We start from the raw sequence: 19,847 nt of genomic DNA on the forward strand, positions 1-19,847 counted from the left end.
ACCCGGTCCGGCCCGTCAGAGCCGTCACCGCGACCGTGCCGAGCAGACGGCGGGACGCGGCGGGGAACCGAGCCAGGAGACCCCCGTACACCTCGAGGAGCACCGAGTCGTCGACCGCGGGCCGCGGCAGCGGCAGTGCCCCCGCCAGCTGGGACGGGGTCAGCCGGCGCACCGTCGCGGCCAGGACACCGGGATGTCCCGCGGCCTCGTCGAGCAGCCGCTCCCCGACCGGCCCCGCGGGGGCGACCACCGGGCACAGGTCGGCGAGCAGCGCCCGCGCCCCGGCCGCGGTCAGCCTGCCCAGCCGCACCGTCTCCGCCCCGGGCACCGCGGGGAGCCGGTGGTGGCGTGCGGCCGCCACCAGCCACCCCGTCCGGTCCGGTCGGCCGCGGGCCTCCTGCCAGGCGGCCGCCAGAGCGGCCCGTGAGTGTGCGTCCCACAGGTGGAGGTCGTCCAGACAGATCAGTACGGCCTTCTCCCCGGCGACGAGGGCGGCGACAGCGCGGGCGAGTCCGCCCTCCCCCCGAGCGACCCGCAGCGCCCGGCGGCCCGCGGCCGGGGTGGGGGCGAGCTCCGCGAACAGCGCCCGCGCGGCGCTCCAGGGGCCGCGGTGGTGGGGAGCGGCGACCCGGTGGGCCGTACCGGGAAAGTCCTGCGCCGCCCGCGACAGGAGGGCGGTGCGCCCCTCGCCGGGGCTGCCCGTGACGAACAGGACGCCGCCTCGTCCGGCCGTGACGCCGGCCGACAGACGGTCCAGGGCGGCCAGTTCGGCCGCACGGTCGTACAGCCGCGAGCCGGTGGTGTGCGTCGTTGCGCTCACGGCGGTCACGCTACCGACCCGTGGGGGGCGGCGGAAGGCTCCCGGGTCTGGGCCGCTGCCCAGACCCGGGAACCGGGCTCTGTGACGGTGCACAGAGCGTCAGGAACCGAGGGGGCAGGTGCCCCGGTACTCGTCGATCGTCAGACTCGGCCGCGGCAGCGGACACAGGAACTGCTCGTAGCGGGTGTCGTCGTCGATGAAGCGCTTCAGCCAGGACAGGCTGTACTTCGCGATCGTCGTGTTCGAGGAGTTCGGGGTGAAGTGAGTGGCGCCGTTGAGCTCCAGGTACGCCTTGTCGAGGGAGCCGGGCAGGCTCTCGTAGAACGGCTCGGAGTGGGTGGCGACGGGGGCGATCGTGTCGCCGTCGGCGCCGATGACGAGAGTGGGCGTGGTGATCTCCGGCCAGGTCTTGTCCGTGTTCCACGCGGTGAGCGGGACCGCCGCCTTCAGCGAAGGGCGGCTCTTGGCCGCTTCGAGGGTGCCGCCGCCGCCCATCGAGTGCCCCATCACACCGAGTCGGCGCGCGTCGACGCGGCCCCGCACCGAGCTGCGCTGGGTCAGGTAGTCGAGGGCCGCGAGGAGTTGCCGTCCCCGGCTGTCGGGTTGGTCGACCGTGGTGAGGGTGTCGATGGTGAAGACCACGAAGCCCTGCGAGGCCAGCCGCGGACCGAGCCACGCGATGGAGGACTGGTAGGCGGTGAACCCCGGCGAGATCACCACCGCGCCGAAGGTGCCGTCACTCGTGGACGTCGGATAGTAGACGGTTCCGCCGCCGAAGCCGCTGACGGCGAGCGAGGAGACGGAGGTCTCGCCGACGGCGTACGGGCCGCGCAGGGCCTCGACGCTGCTCTGGGTGGGAGCCGGGCCGCGCTCGTACGGATTGGCGGCGGCGCTGCCCGCGGGTGCGGAGCCGGCGGCCTGGGCGCCGGGGGCGAGCAGCAGGGTCAGGCAGGCGGCGGCCGTGGCCGCGCCGAGGTGTCGTGTCACGACGGAGTCGTCCTCTCGTGTCGTGGGGCGGCCGCCGCCCGAGCGTCCGGGCGGTGGCCGTGCCGTGATCTGGCCCGGCCACTGTCCGGGCTTCCCGACCCGGAGGCATCGGCAGAACCACCGGCCTTCTCCGGACACGGCGGCCCGACCCCGGCCCGCTCCCGTCCCGGGGCGCGCTCGAAGGCGAAAGGACCTCGGGACCACGGGGAGCAGGGCGACGGGGCGATCGCCGGCCCTGACCCGCGGCCGGCTGCCCTACCCCCGCAGCCGGACCGTCACCGTCTTCGGACGCTGGTACTCCTGGAGGGCCAGCGTGCTCAGATCGGTGCCGTGGCCCGACGCGCCGCGTCCGCCGTGCGGGAGTTCCGCCGTCTGCACGAGGTGGCAGTTGACCCAGGTCTCGCCCGCGTCCAGGGCGGCGGTCAGTTCCAGACCGGCCGCCAGGTCGGTGGTCCAGGCGCTGGCSGCCAGCGCCTGCGGGACGCCGTTCGCCAGGGCCAGGGCGGCCGCCGGCGACTCGGCCCGCTGGACGGTGAGGAGGGGGCCGAACACCTCCTCGGTGACCGCCGGGTCGTCGTCCGGGAGGTCGGCGAGCACCCGGGCCGGCCGCCAGAGCCCCGCCTCCTCGCCCGGGGCGGGGGCGATGCCCGCGGCCAGGCTCCGCTTGGCGCCGGACGCCGCGACCAGACGGTCGTACCGCTCGGCCTGCTCGGGGTTGTTGAGCGGACCGAAGTCCCGGCCGGCCAGCCGCCCGCCCATCGCCGCCGTCAGGCCCCCGACGGCCGCCTCGTAGTTGTCCGGCAGCGTGATGACCCGCGCCGGGGCCGCGCAGCTCTGCCCGGCGTTGTACGTGACGGCCCGCGCGAGCGACTCCCACGTGTCGGCGGGCGCGTCCGGGAGGACGATCGCCGGCGCGTTCCCGCCCAGCTCCAGGCTCACCCGCCGGGTCCCGGCCCGGACCGCGACGTCGGCCCCCGCCCGGCCGCTGCCCGTGAACGCCACCATGTCCACCGCGGACTCCACGAGCAGCCTCCCCGTCTCCCGGTCGCCGGGGAGGGGGACGAGCACCTCGGGGCCCAGGGCGAGCGCGGCGTGCTCCGCGAGGAGCAACAGGCCGTCCGGGGTGGTCTCGGCGGGCTTCGCCACCACCGTGTTCCCGGCCGCCAGAGCCGGCGCACACCGCCAGGCCGCCATCAGCAGCGGGTAGTTCCACGGCACGACCACGCCCACCACCCCGACCGGCTCCCAGCGCACCCAGCTCTCGTGGCCGGCCACCAGCCGGCCCGCGGCCGGCGCGGTACGGGTCCGGGCGGCCGTGGCGAAGAACCGGAACAGGTCAGCGACCTGCTCGATCTCGCCCGCCGTCTCCGCCTCGGGCTTGCCCGTCCCGGCCGCCTCGCGGGCCCCGTACTCCGCCGCGTGCTCCTCGACGAGGCCGGCGAGCCGGTCCAGGCGCCGGCCCCGCTCCTTGGGGGTCAGGGCGCTCCAGCCGGGCAGGGCGGCCCGCGCGCCGGCCACGGCGGACCGGACCTCGGGCAGCCGGGACAGCACGGCCGTCCCCCTCGGCGCCCCCGTGCGGGGGTCGGTCAGCGCGGACTCGGCGGGGGAGCCGTCCGTCCCACGGGTCGTACGGGCGTCGCTGGTCATACGGGTGCCTCTCGTCCTTCGGGTGGTGCGGGTTCAGACGTCGTACGAGCGCAGCCAGAGCTCCAGGGTGAGCACCAGCCACAGCTTGCCGCCCTGCCGGGGCAGCAGCGCGCCCTCGCCCCGCAGCCAGGCCCGGACGGTCTCCGGCCGGAACAGCCCGCGCCGCCGGGACGTCGGCCCGAGGAGCAGGTCCTCGCCGAGCTCGCGGAGCGGACCCGTCAGCCACTGCTGCACCGGGACCCGCATCCCGCTCTTGGGCCGGTCGACCACGGTGCCCGGGAGGAGGTCCCGCACGGCCTCCTTGAGGATCCACTTCTCGGCCGTGCCGCGGAGCTTGAACGACGGCGGGGTCGCGAACGCGTGGTCGACGACCGCCCGGTCGAAGAGCGGGGACCGGCCCTCCACCCCCTGGGAGGACGTCAGCCGCTCCACCTTGGTGAGGATGTGATGGGCGCCCTTGGTCCGCAGGTTGCAGTGGAGCAGCTGGTTGAGGAGGTGCCCCATCCGGTACGGGCTGCCGCCCTCGGCCGTCAGATAGGGCGCCACGTGCCGCTCCAGGGGAGGCGCGTCCCGCAGGGCGTCGAGCGCCGGCGCCGTCAGCAGGTCCGGCAGATCCGTCCAGCACTTGCGGTACGAGCGCAGGTACGCGGTCGCCCGGTCCTCGTCCCACGGCGCCCCGGGGGTCCGGTGCATCTCCTGGACCAGCATGGGCAGGTTCTTCGGCCCGCCGAAGACGGGGTCCCCGCCCTCGCCGTTGAGGACGACGGAGGCGCCGTCCGCGGCCACGGCCTCGGCGAGCATCAGGTTCGGCACGGTCAGCGGGTCGCCGACGGGGCTGTCGAGCAGCGCGGCGGCCTCGGCGAGACGGGCGGCCACGGCCGCGCCGGAGACGTCCAGAACCCGGTGGCGGGTGCGGCAGTGCGCGGCCACCAGGCCCGAGTAGCCCAGCTCGTTCGGCAGGTCGTCGCCGAAGCTGATCGAGTACGTGTGCACCGGGTGGCCGTGGAGCTTCGCCGCCAGGGCCGTGACCAGGGAACTGTCGACACCGCCCGAGAGCAGCACCGCGGCCGGCTCGGCGGCGGGCAGCCGGTTCGCCGTGGCCCGCTCCAACAGGCCCCGCAGCTCCAGGACATGGCCGGTCGGATCCGCGGGCGGCCCCTCGATCCGCTCCCGGGGCTCCCAGTGCACGGACTCGCTGGACGTGCCGTCCCGGTGCAGCCGCAGCACCCTGCCGGGCAGCACCTCCCGTACGCCGGTCAACAGGGTCTCCTCGCCGGGCAGATAGGCGAAGGTGAGGAAGGAGCGCACCCCCGACAGGTTCATCGAGGTGCCCAGCGCCGGCCAGCGGCGCAGCGCGCGCAGCGAGGTGGAGGCCGTCCAGGTGTCGGCGGCCCGCGCGTAGAAGAGGGTGCGGGCGCCGACGTGGTCGCGGATCAGGACCAGGTCGGGGCCGTCGAGGACCGCGAGCACGAACATGCCCTCGGCCAGCGCCACCCCCGCCTCGCCGAGCAGCGCCCAGCAGCGCAGCAGCAGTTCGGCGTCCGGGCAGTCGGGCGGGGGCGGGGCGGCCCGCTCCGCGAGGGCGGCGAGGAGCACCGGGCGGTTGTGCAGGGTGACCTCGCCGACCGCGGTCCGCCCGTGCGCGGTGAACGGGCCCTCCGCACGGCCGTGTTCACCGGGAAGCAGCGCCAGCGCGGCGCCGGGGACGTCGACCGGGTCCCGGCCGGAGCCGGGTGCGCCCATCGCGTCCACGTGGGCGCGGGCCTGTCCGGTGGTGGGGGCGAGGCAGGCGCACAGACGTGCCACGAACTGCTCCTTCGGAGGGTGGTGCGGTGGTGCGGTGGGACCGAGGGGCGGGAGCCCGTCAGCCGAAGTCGTCGTCGTTCCAGGCGTCCCCGTCGCCGTCCCAGTCGGAGTCCCAGTCGTTCCCGTCCCCGGAGCCGTCGGACCCCGTGTCGGACGACCCGCCGCCGCCGTCGCCTCCGCCGGACTGCTGGGCCTGCGCCTGCTGCTGCCGCAGCTCCTCCTCCTGCTCGGGGGAGAGGCTCAGCGGCGGGAGCTGGGCGGCGGTCACGGCGAGGGAGGCCACGCCGAGACCGGCGAGGACGACGCCCATCCGGCCGCCGAAGGAACTCCGGTTGACCAGCACCCGCTCGCCGCGCCCCCAGAGCGTCCGGCCGTAGCCGATGTCCCGCGCGTAGGTGACGGTGCCGTCGGCGAGGGCGCGCTTGATGATGCGGTCGCCGAGCAGCTCGTCGGTGCCGGAGCCGCCGCGGTTGTCGTGCCAGTCCACGACGTGCGGACGGCCGAAGGCGCGACGCCGCCACTCCTCCAGGCCGTTCTCGTAGCGGCGGTGGACGGTGCCGTCGGCGAGCAGTTCGTCCGCGTAGCCGATCTCTTCGGGACGGTTCATGGTGTGCGTACCTCGGGTCGGTGGGAGGGGGCGCCGGGCCGGGTCACGCGGCGGGCCAGGTCATGAAGCCGGTGCCGCGCAGTCCGCGCAGGCCGCTCCACAGGGAGTCGCGGGGCTGGCGCGGCCCGCGCGTCAGACGGAGCACGGTGCGCACCAGCCGGTCCGGGGGGACGGCCGCCAGCTCGGCGAACCGACCGCCGGCCAGCCAGTCGGCCTCCCGTGTCCGCAGCGCCGCGGGCAGGGCGGCCAGTGCGGCGCGACCGGGCGCGGGACCGCGGCCGGCGGGCAGCCGCAGGGCGGCCGCGTGGCGCGGCACCAGGCCGAGGGACACCACCCGCAGGCCGGGGGCCGGGCCCAGACCGGACCGGACCAGGGCGGGGAGCGCGGCACCGGTCGTACTCGCGTCGTGCAGGACGTACACGGTGGCGCCTTCGGCCCGCTGGAGGGCGGCGAGCAGCCGGGGGTCGAGCGGAAGCGCGTCCGCGGCGGCGAACACCGGGCAGGCCGCCTCCAGATGGACGTGGTTGGCCAGCAGCATCCCGGCGGTCGCACGGTCCTGGCAGAGCAGCAGCCGGGGCAGTCCGTAGTCGTAGAGGTCGGGCTCGGCGGCCCCCGGCCGCTCCGGCTCCCCGGCCGGATCCGCGGTGCCGGGGTCGGCCCGGAGCCGGAGCGGCCGGGGGCCGCCGAGCCCGACCTCTACGACTACGGACTGCCCCGGCTGCTGCTCTGCCAGGACCGTGCGACCGCCGGGATGCTGCTGGCCAACCACGTCCATCTGGAGGCGGCCTGCCCGGTGTTCGCCGCCGCGGACGCGCTTCCGCTCGACCCCCGGCTGCTCGCCGCCCTCCAGCGGGCCGAAGGCGCCACCTGGAGGCGTACGGGCGGGAGGAGCCCCGGCACGTTCTCCCGCCCGTACGCCTCCAGGGCACGGGTGAAGACGGGCAGCCGCAGGACCGGGGCGGGCGTGCCCGGGAGCCGCCGCAGGAGCGCCGCGCCGGGGCTCAGGACCCGGCAGGTCTCGTAGTACAACTGGCGCTCGGTGAAGCGCAGTCCGCCGGGCTCCGCGGCGCGGGCCGCGGCCGCGGCGATCGTCCGGCCGGTCAGCCCGTCCACGGCCCGGGCGACCGGGCCCCGGGCGACGGGGACGCGCCCCGTGGCGGCCGGTCCGGACCCGGCGGTCTCGCCGGTCGCCGGGGCCGGGCCGGTGCGCGGGGGCGGAAGGGGGCGCTTGCTCATCCGGACGTGGCTTCCTTCGTGGAGGACGGGCCGTCGGTCCCGGCCGGCGCCTCGGCCGGCCAGGTGAGGAACCCGTCGGTGGAGCGGAGTTCGGCGGGCCGGGCGGCGAGCGCCCGTGCCACGGCCGCGGTGACGGCCCATTCCAGTCGGCGCGGCGGGACCGCGGCGAGCGGGCTCCAGCGGCCGCCCGCCAGCCACACGGCGTCCGCCTCGGACAGCCCGGCGACGGAGCGGAGGTCCGCCGCGTCCACGGACGTGTCCGACACGCGGTGGACCGCTCCCCGGCGGGTCCGGACCGCGGTGACGGGCAGACCCGCGTCCACCACGACCGTGCCCGGACGGGCGAGGCGGAGCAGCGGGGCGAGCAGCGCCCCCAGGGCGCTCGCGTCGTGGAGCACGACCACGGGGAGCCCGGCCGGCACGTCCGCGAGGTGCGCGATCTGAGGCGGGGACTCGACGAGCCGCACCCGCAGCCTCTTCGGGACGTCGTTGGCCCGGAGGAACACCGCGACCGCGTGATCGGTGCAGAGGAGGACGGCCCGGGGCCGTTCGATGGCGGACGCGCGGGGTTCGGTGGCCCGCGGGCCGTCGTCCACCACGCCCGGTGGCAGTTCCCCGTACGTGCGCTGCCACGGGCCCGTCATGAGCTGCCGGAAGACGGACTCCGTGGGGGAGACGCTCCACCGGGCGGCGCTCGCCGGGCGGTGGCGCAGCGACGAGGCCACCACCACGGCGATCACGGTGACGGTGACGCCGAGGGCCGCCGCCCAGCCCTGGACGCGCAGGCCGACGGCGAGGGCGGGCAGGGCGAGGCCCAGGGCGACCGCCCAGCGGACGCCGGCCCGGATCCCGCGTGCGGGCTGCGCGTCCCACACATAGGAGGACGTCCGGCAGAGGTACCAGAGCTGGGTGACGGTGACCTTCAGCCGACCGCCGTCGGTGGCCCGTTCGGCGATCCGCCGGATCCGCAGGTCGTGCATGCCCCGACCGTGGACCCTCGGTTCGAGCGCGAACCGGTGGCGGCAGAGGGCGCACTGCTGCCCGGTCCGCTGCCTGGCCGTCAACTGCTCGGCGCAGTGCGGGCAGATCACCGGCCACCCACCGGGTCCGGTCCGGCCGCCTCGGGCCAGGTGAGGAAACCGAGTTCGGCGGCCCGTCGCCGGTCGGGGTCGGTCCCGCGCCCCACCCGCTCGGCGACCCGGTCGACGACGGCGAGCAGCCGGGCCGGGGGCAGCCCGACGAGCGGGAACCGCCAGCCCTGCCCGAGCCACTTCAGCTCCTCGGGGGAGTACCCGCCCTGCTTGGCGAGGAGCCGAAGGTCCGCCGGGCGCGGCTTGCGCCGGAGGTCCCGGTACGGAACCGCCTGGGGCAGTGCCCGTACGGTCCGCAGCGGGGGGCCCGCGTCGAGGACCGCCCGGCCCGGCAGGGCCTCGCGGAGGCGCGGGACGAGGAGTTCGCCGTCCGCGTCGATGTCGTGGAGGACGAGCACCGGCCCGCTCGACGGCGCGGCCACGGCTTCGGCGACGCTCCGCACCACGGCGAGGCCGTGGCGGGCGGGCAGGCCGTCGGCGACGAGGAAGGCGACGACGGCGTGATCGGGGCAGACCAGCACCGCGGTCGCCCCGGCCGCGCCTGTCGGGCCCACGCCCGTGCCCGCCGGGCCGGCGGTGGGACGCGCCGTGTCGAGCACACCGGGCGGCGGCGCCCCGTACACCGACCGCCACGGGGACAGCACCTGCGCCTGGAAGGACTCCCGGGCGACCGGCGGCAGGCCCCGGCCGGCGCCCAGGGCCCGGGCCCCGGCGAGGGCGAGGCCGATGAGGACCAGTGCGGCGGAGCCGATCAGCAGGAACGGCTCCTCGGCGAAGAAGGCGATGACGGTGACGAGGCCGGCCACCACGAACGCCGTGCCCATGCAGCCCTCCCCGTACTCGCTGCCCCGGAGGCTCTTGCGGGAGAGGGCGTACCAGAGCTGGTCGGGGACGATTCCGATCCGTCCGCCGTCGGTGAGGGTGCCGGCGACGCGGCGGACCCGGAGGTCGTTCAGCCGGAGCGGGTTGGTCTTGGGGTCCAGCGCGTAGGCGCGTCCGCAGTGGCCGCAGCGGTTGCCGGGGCGCTCCTTGCGGAGCAGGTTGCGCTCGCAGTGCGGGCAGATCACCGGTCCGCCTCCAGGGCGGCCGCGACCCGGCGCAGCCGGGCGGCCAGCCGCTCGCGGACCGTGGTGGCGGCGATGCCGTGGACCCGCTGGGCCCGCTCGATGTCGCGGAGTTCGGCGGCCAGGGCCCGGTAGTCGGTGAGGAGGTCCGCGGCCAGAGCGGTCCGGCCGCCGGAGGGGGAGCCGCCGGGCGCCGCGGCCCGCCGCTCCGCCTCGTCCGCGGTGATCGCGTAGTCCTCGTGGTCGATGCCGTAGCCGGTGTTCGCCGCGAGGATCGTCAGCGGGGAGTCGCCGCGGTTGGCGAACGAGTGCGGCATCATCTCCGGGATCCGGATCAGCATGCCGGGCATGAGCGGGATGTCGGCGACCCGCCCGCGGGTCTCGTCGTACAGCCCGCAGGAGGCGTGGCCGAGGCTCAGGACGAAGTGCTCGCCGCCGTGCGCGTGCGGGGTGAAGGCGCTGCGCGGACCCACCACCCCGAGTTTCACCGTGGCGTTCGACGGGCGCTCCGGCGAGGTCGCCGCGTCCCCCACCAGGTAGTGGGCGAACTGCCCGTCGTCGATGAACCGCAGGAACTCCCGCTCGGGCCCCAGCTCCCGGCTGCCGTCCCGGTCGGCGAGCAGGATGCCGCCGTCCGGCCGCAGGTGGTACAGCTCCACCCCGCCGGGCAGGTCCCGCGGCACCCTGCCCGGTTCGTCGGGTATCCCGTCCCGCCCCCGTGCCGGTCGTACGCGTCGTGCCGCCATCGCGCCTCCCCCTGACGCCCGTTGTGCGTGCTCTCGCACCACCGCCGATGGTAGATCGTCGGCTGCCGACAGCGGGAGTCCCCCGGGTGGACCCCGGGTGATCCCGGGGTGAACGCCCGTCGCCCGGCCGGGCCTCCGGATCCTCCTCAGCCCCGCAGCTGCATCCTCACCGCGGGCTCGCCGATGGCCCCGGCCGCCGTCCGCCAGGCCGCGGTGACGGCACCATGGGCCAGCTGCGTCGCCGTCGTCACGTCGGAGGGCAGTCGCAGCGGTGCCCCGATGTGGACGTGCAGGCACGGCCGCCGGACCGGCGCGGTGAGCACCCCGGCGATCTGCTTGACCCGCCCGCCGGAGGTGATGCGCCGGGCTCCCGCCTGCCCGATCGGCACGACCGGACGTCCCGTCGCCTCGGCGAGCCGGGCGAGGCCGGTGCGGAAGGCCTCCGGCGGGTTCTCGCCGGAGTCCGGCCGCGTCGGGATGCGGCCCTCCGCGTACAGCATCACGTGCCGTCCCGAGGCGAGCGCCACCGCCGCGTGGTCGAGCGCCGCCGCCGCGTGGGCCGAGCCGCGGTGGACGGGCACGTACCCCTCGCGGGTGAGGGCCCGGCCGAGCAGCGGGATCCGCCACAGCCCGGCGGTGGCGAGCAGCACCGGCTCGACGGAGAGCCGCTTGCGGAGCGCGGCGAGGACGAGCGCCGGGTCGGCCGTCGAGGTGTGGTTCACGACCAGGATGCTGCCGGGTTCGAGGTGGGCCCCGGGGTCGGCGGTGACGGTCAGTCGACCGAAGAACGGGACGACGTGGGCGGCGAGACGGCTGAGCACGAGGGGCCCCCTGGCTCCGAGGACGAGGCGCTGACCCACTCATCGTGCGAGAACGGGCCGGGCTCCACATGAGCACGGGTACTCAGCTGCGGTACTCGGGTGGTGCGAGGGGCGGTACGGGTGCGGGGCGCCCCGACCCCCGGCGCCGGCCCTCGCGTCTCCGCTCCCGAGCCGCACGTCGCGCCCACCGCCGTCGTACGCCTCCCCGCCGCCGTCGAGAACCCCGTACGGATCCCCGTCACGCCCCCGGGCGCGGCCGCCGGACCGGTCGACCTCACCCTCCCGGCGGCCCGTGGCGTCCTCGCCGGCGACCCCCGCCGGGAGCGTGCGCCGCCCGGCGCGGCCCACGATCCGCGGGCCCCGCGCGGCCCTCCCTCCACCCGGCACAGCTGACGTTCACCGCGTCGCCGTCCGGGCCGTCGGCATGCTCCCGGACCGGTCCACGACGCGTATCCACCCACACGTCCGGCACGGCCGGCGCGCGCTCCACCACGTCACGGGAGCGCGCGCCACCGTCGTGCGCCGTCCGTTGGAGCCTCTGTGTCCCCTCGTTCGTCTCATTCGTCTCATTCGTCTCGTTCGTCTCGTTCCACGATCTGGCGTGCGCTGCTCGCGCTCGCCGTCGTCGCCCTGTCCCTCTGGGTCACCCTGACCACCCCGCCCCGACTCGGCCTCGACCTCCGCGGCGGGACCCGCATCGTCCTCCAGACCGAGGACGGACCCGTCGCCCGCGCCGACGCCGCGTCCACCGACCGCGCCCTGGAGGTGCTCCGCAAGCGCGTCGACGGGCTGGGGGTCGCGGAGCCCGCGCTCGCCCGCTCCGGCGAGCGCCGTATCGTCGTCGAACTCCCCGGCCTGCGCGACCCGCGCCAGGCCGCCGAGGTCATCGGCCGGACGGCCCAGCTCACCTTCCACGCCGTCACCGGCGAGGCCCGGGGACCGGCCGACGGCCCGGACGCGTCCGCCGGACCCGGCGGGGAGGGCGGCGCGTCGCGCGTCCTCGCCGACCCCGACGCGCCCGGCCGCTTCCTCGCCCTCGCCGCCCCCTCCCTCACCGGCGACGGCGTCAGGAGCGCCGACGCCGTCCTCGACACCACGAGCGGCCGCGGCTGGACCGTCGACCTCGTCTTCCGCGACGGCGCCGCCGACACCTGGGCGGCGCTGACCGGCGACGCCGCCTGCGCGGCGCCCGGGGACCCGGCCCGCAGGGTCGCGATCGTCCTCGACGACCGTGTCGTCTCCGCCCCGGCCATGCAGACGGGCGTCCCCTGCGGTTCCGGCATCGGCGGCGGGTCCGCGCAGATCACCGGCGGATTCTCCGCCCAGGACGCCCGCGACCTCGCGGCCCTCGTCCAGGGCGGCGCCCTGCCGGTCCCGGTGACCACGATCGAACAGAGCACCGTGGGCCCGACGCTCGGCGCCGAGGCGATCCGCGCCAGCGCCTGGGCCGCGGTGATCGGCCTCGCCTGCACCGGGGTCTTCGTGATGGCGGTCTACCGCCTCCTCGGCGTCCTCGCGACCGCCGCGCTCCTCCTCTACGGCCTGATCTCGTACGCCGCCGTCGTCGCCCTGGGCGCCACCCTCACCCTCCCCGGCCTCGCCGGCTTCGTCCTCGCCATCGGCATCGCCGTCGACGCGAACGTCCTCGTCTTCGAACGGGCCAGGGAGGAGTACGCGGCCCTGGGCCGGGGCGCCCGCGGCCGGGACCTGCGGCGCCCGCTGACCACGGCGTTCGGCAAGGTGTGGAGCGCCGTCGCCGACTCCCACGTCACCACCCTGCTCGCGGCCGGTCTCCTCTTCGTCTTCGCCACCGGCCCCGTCAAGGGCTTCGGGGTCACCCTCGCGATCGGGGTCGTGACCTCGCTCCTCACCGCGATGGTGGTCACTCGCCTCCTCGCCGACCTGGTCCTGCGCCTGCCCGCGGTCCGCCGCCGGCCGGCCGTCACCGGCATGGCCGGACTCGGCCGGCTCCGCGCCCGGCTGAACCGCCGGGTGCCGCGCCTGATGGCCCACCGCCGCCGCTGGCTGCTCACCTGCGCCGGACTCCTGCTGGCCGCCCTCGCCGGAATCGGCGTCCGGGGCCTGGAGTTCGGCGTCGAGTTCACCGGCGGCCGCGTCGTGCAGTACGCGGCCGAGCGGCCCGTCGACGCGGACGCGGCGCGGGCGGCGATCGCGACGGCGGGCTTCCCCGACGCCGTCGTGCAGACGACCGGCGACGGCGACGTGTCGGTACGCGTCCGGGAGAGCGGGGACGGCGAGCAGCGGGAGATCCAGGAGGCCCTCACCGGGGTCGCGGGACCGGTGGAGGTGGAGCGCGACGACCTGATCGGCCCCAGCCTCGGCGGCGAGCTGCGCACCCACGCCCTGCTCGCCCTCGGCCTCGCGGTCGCGGCTCAACTCCTCTATCTGACCGTGCGGTTCCGCTGGACGTACGCGACGGCGGCGGTGGCGGCCATGGCCCAGGACGTGCTGCTCGTGATCGGGCTGTTCGCCTGGCTGGGGAAGCCGGTCGACAGCGTCTTCCTGGCCGCGCTCCTGACCGTCGTCGGCTACTCGGTCAACGACTCGGTGGTGGTCCTCGACCGGCTGCGCGAGCTGCGGCGCCGCGGCGGCGGCGTGTCACTCGCCGGCCTCGCCGACCGGGCCGTCGCCCAGACCCTGCCCCGTACGGTCAACACGGGTATGGGCGCGCTCTTCGTCCTGGTGGCGCTCGCCGTGCTCGGGGGCGACTCGCTCACGGACTTCTCCGTCGCCCTGCTCGCCGGGGTCGTGATCGGCATGGCGTCCACGGTGTTCACGGCGATGCCGCTGGCCGTGGTCCTGGAGTCCGGGAACCCGCCCTCGGCCGCCCCCTCGGACGGCGGCTCCGGCCGACCGCGGCGGGCGGCCGGTCTCCGCGGCCCCGACCGCTCGGGCGCGGTGGTCTGACCGGGGCGGGGGTGGGCGGCGCCCACTTCGCCACCGTGCGGCCTTCACCGTACGAGGGACGAACGCGGCGCCCGCCGGGCGATTGCTCTGGCGGGCGCGGCTCCGGGCGGTTCACCGTGGTGCGGCTCGGCTCCGGGCGGGGCGTCACCGTCCCGCGAGTTCGGCCTCGATGAGGTCGGCGGCCTGCCGGGTGCCGCCCTCGCGGGCCATCGACTCCTGGATCTCGCGGGCGCGGCGCGGCACTTCGGGATCGCCGAGGAGCGCGAGCAGGTCCTCCCGCAGCCGCTCCGGGGTGACCTCGTCCATGGGCAGGTGCCGCGCGACGCCCAGGGCCTGGAGCATGTCGGCGTTCCCGAACTGGTCGACGGCCTGCGGGACGGCCACCATGGGCGTGCCCGTGGCGAGTCCCTCCTGGCTGCCTCCCGCGCCCGCGTGGGTCACGAAGGCGTCGGCCTTCCGGAGGATCGCCAGCTGGGGCACCCAGGAGTGCACCTCGACGTTGGCGGGGACGTCGCCGAGTTCCGCCGGGTCCACGAACTTCCCGATCTGGAGTACGACATGCCAGCCGGGGAGGCCGGCGAAGGCCGCCACGCAGTCGCGGTAGAAGCCGGGCAGCTTGGTGAACGAGGACCCGAGGGAGACCAGGACGACGGTCTTCGCCTCCGTCGGCCGCTCCCAGCCTCCCTGGTCGGCGCGCTCGCCCTGGCAGGCGCCGACGAAGGTGTAGACGGACTCGTCGACCCGGTCGGCCTGCGGCTGCAGGGCCCTGGGAATGAGGACGAGCGCGCGGCGCGGGCGGGCGACGAAGCTGTCCGGGTCGGTGTCGAGCCCGTGCTCGGCGAGCCAGGCCTCGAACCGCGCGTAGTAGGCCCTGCCGCGCGGCGAGGCCTTGAGCTCGGCGGTCATCGGCGCGGCGACCTCCTCCTCGTACCCCTCCCACGGCACGAGGTTGGGCCAGAGCGAGACCGCCGGTACGCCCCAGGTGTGGGCGAGGACGCGGGCCGGATACGAGGTGATGTCGTGGAGGACGAGGTCCGGCCGGTCCCCGTCGAAGGCGGCCGCGAGCTGGGGGAGGGCCTGCTCGGCATCGCTCAGGAAGGGTTCGAGGTTGTCGATCAGTTCGGTCCCCCAGGCGTCCGGGTCGTCGTCGGTCGGCAGGGTCGAGGTGTAGACGACGGGCGTGGCCCCCGTCTCCGCGACCTTCTCGGCGAAGGAGGCGGGGACGGCGTAACTGACGCGGTGGCCGCGGGCGACGAGCTCGCGGATCACCTCCAGGCTGGGGTTCACGTGGCCGTGCGCGGCGATGGAGAACATGGCGATGTGCGCGGGGGACGCGGTGGTGGTCATGACGCCCACTGTAGATGAGACGATACGTCTCGTCTAGCAAGTTTCCGGATGTGGCCAGGATGTGGCTACCGGTGCAGTCGCGGTCACCATCACGCGGGCGCGGTGCCGTTGTTCGCCGTGGATTCCGGCCGGGTTGGCGCTCCGGCCCCTCTTCCTGGTGATCTGTCCATGCCAAGATGTGGCCTGTCGCATCATGCCGTCCGACCCAGGGGACACAGTGAAGACACAGGTGTACGCCACCAGGGGCGCCCTCGCCCTCGCCGCCGCCCTCACGATGACCATCGCCCTGCCCGGCAGTGCGTTCGCCGCACCGCCCCCCGCCCTTCCGGCCAACGCCGACGCCCTGGAGCAGACCTTCCAGCCGGCCTACGACTACGACACCGACGGCTGCTACTCCACCGCCGCCATCGGACCCGACGGCACGATCAACGCCGGTCTCAAGCCGTCCGGCACCGTCAGCGGCCAGTGCCGCGACTCCTGGGACCTCACCCAGACCAACGGCTACTCCCGCGCCAAGTGCAACAACGGCTGGTGCGCGATCCTCTACGGCCTGTACTTCGAGAAGGACCAGGCCGTCTGGGGCAGCGGCCTCGGGGGACACCGCCACGACTGGGAGCACGTCGTGGTCTGGGTGCAGAACAACCAGGCCCAGTACGTCTCCACGTCCGCCCACGGCGACTTCAACACCTACGGCCGGGACTCCATCCGCTGGGACGGCACCCACCCGAAGGTCGTCTACCACAAGGACGGGATCGGCACCCACTGCTTCCGCCCCGCCAACTCCAACGACGAGCCGCCCGAGAACCACCAGCACACCTGGCAGTACCCCGGCCTGGTCGGCTGGAACGGCTACCCGGCGGGCCTGCGTGACAAGCTCACCCAGGCCGACTTCGGCAGCGCGACGTTCGGCCTGAAGGACGGCAGCTTCGCCCCCCACCTGGCCGAGGCCAAGCCGGCCGGCATCCCCTTCGACCCGTACGCCTGAGCGCGCCGACCGGGTCCGGGTGGGGCCTGACCTGCCTCAACACCCCCGGTTCCGGCATGGGATCATGCGAGGGCCCCGGGGGTGGGCCGCCCGGTCGGGTGGGTGCGATACGAGGAGTGGGCCGTGGGACCGCGTGGGGACCGAGGCGATGCGTCCATACCGGACGACGTGTGGGAGCAGTTCCTGAAGGACTCCGTGGCAGGGGTCCCCGACGCGCCCGAGGAGCCGTCCGCCAGGGCCCGTGAGGTGACGGAACGCCTGCTCAACGCGCCTGCCGACGAGGTCGGTTGGCGTACGTACACGCCCGCCCCGGCCCGGCGGCGCGGGAGGGGCTGGTACCTGGTCGGCCTGCTGGCCGCCGCGGCGCTGCTGGTCGCGGCGTTCGACCCGTGGGACGTGATCGGCTCCTCCGGCGACGGAGCGTCCGGGACGCCGCTCGCCCAGGAGTCGGAGCGGCCGACCGGCGCGCCGCCCGTGGAACCGGCCCGACTCGCCACACTGGCCGAGCCGTTCAGGGGATCACCGGCCGCCCGCTGGGCGGACGGCGCGGCCGGGATCAGCGTCCCCCCGGCCCGGGCGACCGGGTGGATGAGCACGGCGCAGGTGGAGAAGGCGCTCCGGCAGACCCGCGACTTCCTCGTCGCGTCCAGCCTGGACCCGGCGGTGCTCCGCGGCGACCGCCCCACCCGGGCGATCGCCCTCGTCAACCCGCACCAGAAGGACGTCAAGGACTACCTGGCCGCCGCGTTCGCGGCCGCCCCGACCCAGGAGAACGACCCGCTCCTGCTCTTCAGCCGCTTCGAGCCGTCCCACGCGCGCCTGGTCGGCGACGTCGTCAAGACCCGGGGGCGGATCACGTTCAGGGAGGGCGAGCGCGGCGCCCTCCAGGTGACCACCGACGTCACGTACGTCTACCCGGTCGTGTCGGCCGCGCCCGGCAGCGACGAGGTCGTGCGCACGATCGCCCGGCGCGAGGTCGTGGTGAACTGGAGCGACCCCTCGAAGGTCGTCACCGCACCGGGCACCCTCTCCCTCGTCTCGTACAAGGTCGACATGACCAACGGCGGCTGCGACGACCGCGCCGGCTGGTTCGCCCCGGAGTTCGGCACGCGGGGCCCGGCCGAGGAGGGGGCGGGCGGCGAGACCGTCGACCCCTACGACCGGAGCACGCCGGTGTCCGGCGACGCCCCGGGGAGCCCCGACCAGGGATGCCGGACCGCGTCCCGCTCCTGACCACCGTTCCCGCCCTGCGCCTGACCGCGGCTTCCTGTCCCGCTCCTGGCCACCGTTCACCGTCCCGCTCCGGACCCACCCGCGCGTGCCCCGTGCGTTCCCGTCCGCCGTTCCATGGTCACGGGCGCGCGTGGAGGGCACGATGGGGGCCGACCGCGGCCGGGCGACCCGGGCGCGCCGGCGGGAAACGGAAGGGATACGTCACCCCATGCCCCAGCACTACGGCGACTACCAGCACGAGATCTACTTCGACGGACTCTTCGGCGTCCTGCCCACCCAGCCGATGACCTTCGCCGAACTGGAGTCGAGGGCGCGGGCCGCGCTCCCGCCCTCACTGTGGTCGTACGTGGCGGGCGGCGCGGGCGACGAGTCCACCCAGGAGGCCAACGCCGAGGCCTTCCGTGACTGGGGGCTCGTACCGCGCATGATGGTCGGCGCGGGCCAGCGCGACCTGTCCGTCGACCTGTTCGGGCTGAAACTGCCCTCCCCGCTGTTCATGGCGCCCGTCGGGGTGATCGGCCTCTGCGCCCAGGACGGCCACGGCGACCTGGCGACCGCCCGCGCCGCCGCCCGGACCGGCGTGCCGATGATCGCCTCCACCCTCACCGTCGACCCGATGGAGGACGTCGCCGCCGAGTTCGGCGACACGCCCGGCTTCTTCCAGCTGTACACGCCCACCGACCGCGACCTCGCGGAGAGCCTCGTGCACCGCGCCGGGGCTGCCGGGTTCAAGGGCATCGTGATCACACTGGACACCTGGATCACCGGCTGGCGGCCCCGCGACCTCGCCACCGGCAACTTCCCTCAGCTGCGCGGACACGCGCTCGCGAACTACACCTCCGACCCCGTCTTCCGCGCCCGCCTCGCGAAGAGCCCCGAGGAGGACCCGCGGGCGGCCGTCCTGGAGTGGGTCGGGATCTTCGGCAAGCCCCTGGTCTGGGAGGACCTGGCCTGGCTCCGCTCCCTCACCGACCTGCCGATCGTCCTCAAGGGCATCTGCCACCCCGAGGACGTCCGCCGCGCCCGGGACGGCGRCGTGGACGGCATCTACTGCTCCAACCACGGCGGGCGCCAGGCCAACGGCGGGCTGCCCGCCCTGGACGCGCTGCCCGGGGTGGTCGCCGCCGCCGACGGACTCCCGGTCCTCTTCGACTCCGGCGTCCGCAGCGGCGCCGACGCCGTCAAGGCCCTCGCGCTCGGCGCCACGGCCGTGGGGATCGGGCGCCCCTACGCGTACGGTCTCGCCCTCGGCGGCACCGAAGGCATCGTGCACGTCCTGCGGGCCCTCCTCGCCGAGGCCGACCTGATCATGGCCGTCGACGGCTACCCCACCCTCGCCGACCTGCGCGCGGACGGCGCTCTGCGCCCGGTCCGCGCGCGGGCGCGGGATTGAGCGGGGGAGGGGCGACGCCCCGGAACCCCGCCCGGGCCACGCCGTCGGACGCCCTCCTCCGGGCCCTGCACACACCGGCCGATCCGCCGCTGCGCCGCTCCCGGCACCGGTGGCGGAACTCCTCGCCGCCCTCGCCGCGCCCCCGCGGCCGGCGGCCCACCTGCGGGCCGTCCACGACGTCGCCCTCCAACCGGTCGACTGGCTGGAGCACCACCGTCCGGACCTCGGCGCGGACCGCGAGGCCGTCCTCTTCGGCGCGGCGACGCACGACATCGGCAAGACCGTCCACGTCGCCGAGTTGACCGGGCCGGGCTCGCGGCACGAGGAGGCGGGGCGGGACCTGCTCCTCGCCCACGGCTTCCGCCCGGACCTGGCCCGCTTCGCCGAAACCCACGCCTCGTGGACCGCTCCGGACACGACGCTCGAAGACCTGCTGGTGAGCACGGCCGACAAGGTGTGGAAGAACAAGCGCGTCCCGGAGCTGGAGGATCTGCTGCTCGCGCGGCTGGCGGAGGCGTCGGGCCGCGAACGACGGGAGGAGTACCTCGTCCTCGACGACCTCCTCGGCCGCATCGGCGACGGCGCCGACCGGCGACTCGCCTTCCAGGCCGCCTTCCCCGTGTCCGCGTAGCGGGGCGCGGGCGGCGGGTGCCGCCCGCGCCCCTCCACGGAGGGGGATTCGTCAGACGAGGGAGGCCGTGGCGGCGACCGCGAAGGAGTGGTCCTGCTCCGGTGCGCCGCCGCCGACCCCGACCGCGCCGACGAGGACGCCGTCCCGGTGGACGGGGACGCCGCCGGCGATGAAGAGGAGGGGGCGGTCCAGGGCCGTGGACAGGGAGTGGAAGGGGCCGTCCGGCTTCACCAGGTCGACGAGATCGGCGGTGGGGGCGTCGAGCTGCAGGGCGGTGTAGGCCTTGCGGGTGCTCGTCTCGCCGGAGATCAGGACGGCGCGGTCGTCGCGGCGGAAGGCGAGGAGGTGGCCGCCGGCGTCGAGGACGGTGACGCTGACGGTGACCCCGGCCGCCTCGGCGGCGTCACGGGCGGCGGAGAGCAGGGTCTCGGCGTCCTGGGCGGTCAGCGGGGCGACGGCGGTGCGGGTGGTCATGGCACTTCTCCTGGGGGATGGGGATGGGGAT

Annotated in this window: 18 protein-coding genes and 1 pseudogene; 6 read left to right on the plus strand and 13 right to left on the minus strand. The window is 75.7% G+C overall.

Annotated elements, in window-relative coordinates:
• From EAO70_RS00840 to EAO70_RS00895, 11 genes are all read right to left on the minus strand, one after another.
• A partial coding sequence (locus tag EAO70_RS00840; RefSeq protein WP_187283663.1) for an AAA family ATPase occupies positions 1-820 on the minus strand: 820 nt, incomplete at its 3' end.
• A gap of 99 nt (positions 821-919) precedes the next feature.
• Positions 920-1,807 (minus strand): alpha/beta hydrolase family protein, encoded by an 888-nt coding sequence (locus EAO70_RS00845; protein WP_148001114.1) that lies wholly within the window; start codon positions 1,805-1,807, stop codon positions 920-922.
• 255 nt (positions 1,808-2,062) lie between these two features.
• Positions 2,063-3,454, minus strand: coding sequence for an aldehyde dehydrogenase family protein (locus EAO70_RS00850; RefSeq protein ID WP_148001115.1), 1,392 nt, complete (start codon positions 3,452-3,454; stop codon positions 2,063-2,065).
• Positions 3,455-3,487: 33 nt separating this feature from the next.
• Entirely contained in the window at positions 3,488-5,260 is a 1,773-nt protein-coding gene (locus tag EAO70_RS00855; RefSeq protein ID WP_148001116.1) for an asparagine synthetase B family protein, read from the minus strand.
• A gap of 58 nt (positions 5,261-5,318) precedes the next feature.
• Complete coding sequence (locus EAO70_RS00860; protein ID WP_148001117.1) at positions 5,319-5,867, minus strand: hypothetical protein; 549 nt, start codon at positions 5,865-5,867, stop codon at positions 5,319-5,321.
• A gap of 43 nt (positions 5,868-5,910) precedes the next feature.
• Positions 5,911-6,642 carry a hypothetical protein gene (locus EAO70_RS00865; protein ID WP_261992576.1) on the minus strand — a complete coding sequence of 244 codons (732 nt, stop codon included), beginning with the start codon at positions 6,640-6,642 and terminating at the stop codon, positions 5,911-5,913.
• Positions 6,570-7,103: a hypothetical protein gene (locus EAO70_RS00875; protein ID WP_187283664.1), complete on the minus strand. Its 534-nt coding sequence runs from the start codon at positions 7,101-7,103 to the stop codon at positions 6,570-6,572. Before EAO70_RS00875 ends, EAO70_RS00865 begins: the two co-directional genes overlap by 73 nt.
• On the minus strand, positions 7,100-8,083 hold the full coding sequence (locus EAO70_RS00880) for a hypothetical protein (RefSeq protein ID WP_148001118.1): 984 nt from the start codon (positions 8,081-8,083) through the stop codon (positions 7,100-7,102). The genes EAO70_RS00875 and EAO70_RS00880 overlap by 4 nt, the downstream gene beginning before the upstream one ends.
• Before the next feature lie 107 nt (positions 8,084-8,190).
• The gene (locus EAO70_RS00885) at positions 8,191-9,261 is read right to left on the minus strand and encodes a hypothetical protein (protein WP_148001119.1); all 1,071 of its coding nucleotides are present in this window, start codon (positions 9,259-9,261) and stop codon (positions 8,191-8,193) included.
• On the minus strand, positions 9,258-10,004 hold the full coding sequence (locus tag EAO70_RS00890; RefSeq protein WP_148001120.1) for a cupin domain-containing protein: 747 nt from the start codon (positions 10,002-10,004) through the stop codon (positions 9,258-9,260). The genes EAO70_RS00885 and EAO70_RS00890 overlap by 4 nt, the downstream gene beginning before the upstream one ends.
• Before the next feature lie 146 nt (positions 10,005-10,150).
• A complete protein-coding gene (locus EAO70_RS00895) occupies positions 10,151-10,825 on the minus strand; it encodes a lysophospholipid acyltransferase family protein (protein ID WP_148001121.1) in 675 nt (224 codons plus the stop codon).
• A 120-nt stretch (positions 10,826-10,945) separates the two neighbouring features.
• Here EAO70_RS00895 and EAO70_RS00900 point away from each other — a divergent pair, with 120 nt between their 5' ends.
• Together EAO70_RS00900 and secD are read left to right on the plus strand one after the other, a co-directional pair.
• On the plus strand, positions 10,946-11,218 hold the full coding sequence (locus EAO70_RS00900; RefSeq protein ID WP_148001122.1) for a hypothetical protein: 273 nt from the start codon (positions 10,946-10,948) through the stop codon (positions 11,216-11,218).
• Positions 11,219-11,365: 147 nt separating this feature from the next.
• Positions 11,366-13,753 carry a protein translocase subunit SecD gene (secD, locus tag EAO70_RS00905; protein ID WP_187283665.1) on the plus strand — a complete coding sequence of 796 codons (2,388 nt, stop codon included), beginning with the start codon at positions 11,366-11,368 and terminating at the stop codon, positions 13,751-13,753.
• Positions 13,754-13,897: 144 nt separating this feature from the next.
• Here secD and mgt read toward each other — a convergent pair.
• Positions 13,898-15,140: pseudogene (mgt, locus tag EAO70_RS00910) on the minus strand (macrolide-inactivating glycosyltransferase).
• A gap of 234 nt (positions 15,141-15,374) precedes the next feature.
• Here mgt and EAO70_RS00915 point away from each other — a divergent pair.
• From EAO70_RS00915 to EAO70_RS00930, 4 genes are all read left to right on the plus strand, one after another.
• Positions 15,375-16,085, plus strand: coding sequence for an NPP1 family protein (locus EAO70_RS00915; protein ID WP_261992581.1), 711 nt, complete (start codon positions 15,375-15,377; stop codon positions 16,083-16,085).
• Positions 16,086-16,253: 168 nt separating this feature from the next.
• Positions 16,254-17,318, plus strand: a complete 1,065-nt coding sequence (locus tag EAO70_RS00920; RefSeq protein ID WP_261992577.1) for a hypothetical protein — start codon at positions 16,254-16,256, stop codon at positions 17,316-17,318.
• Between the two features lie 208 nt (positions 17,319-17,526).
• A complete protein-coding gene (locus EAO70_RS00925) occupies positions 17,527-18,711 on the plus strand; it encodes an alpha-hydroxy-acid oxidizing protein (RefSeq protein ID WP_148001126.1) in 1,185 nt (394 codons plus the stop codon).
• 109 nt (positions 18,712-18,820) lie between these two features.
• Positions 18,821-19,342: an HD domain-containing protein gene (locus tag EAO70_RS00930; RefSeq protein ID WP_148001127.1), complete on the plus strand. Its 522-nt coding sequence runs from the start codon at positions 18,821-18,823 to the stop codon at positions 19,340-19,342.
• Positions 19,343-19,393: 51 nt separating this feature from the next.
• On the opposite strand, the gene EAO70_RS00935 is transcribed toward EAO70_RS00930, so the two are convergent.
• Positions 19,394-19,816, minus strand: a complete 423-nt coding sequence (locus EAO70_RS00935) for a GlcG/HbpS family heme-binding protein (protein WP_148001128.1) — start codon at positions 19,814-19,816, stop codon at positions 19,394-19,396.
• Positions 19,817-19,847 lie beyond the last annotated feature (31 nt).

Origin of the sequence: Streptomyces sp. adm13(2018) (assembly GCF_008042145.1) — a bacterium.
Taxonomy (GTDB): Bacteria; Actinomycetota; Actinomycetes; order Streptomycetales; family Streptomycetaceae; genus Streptomyces.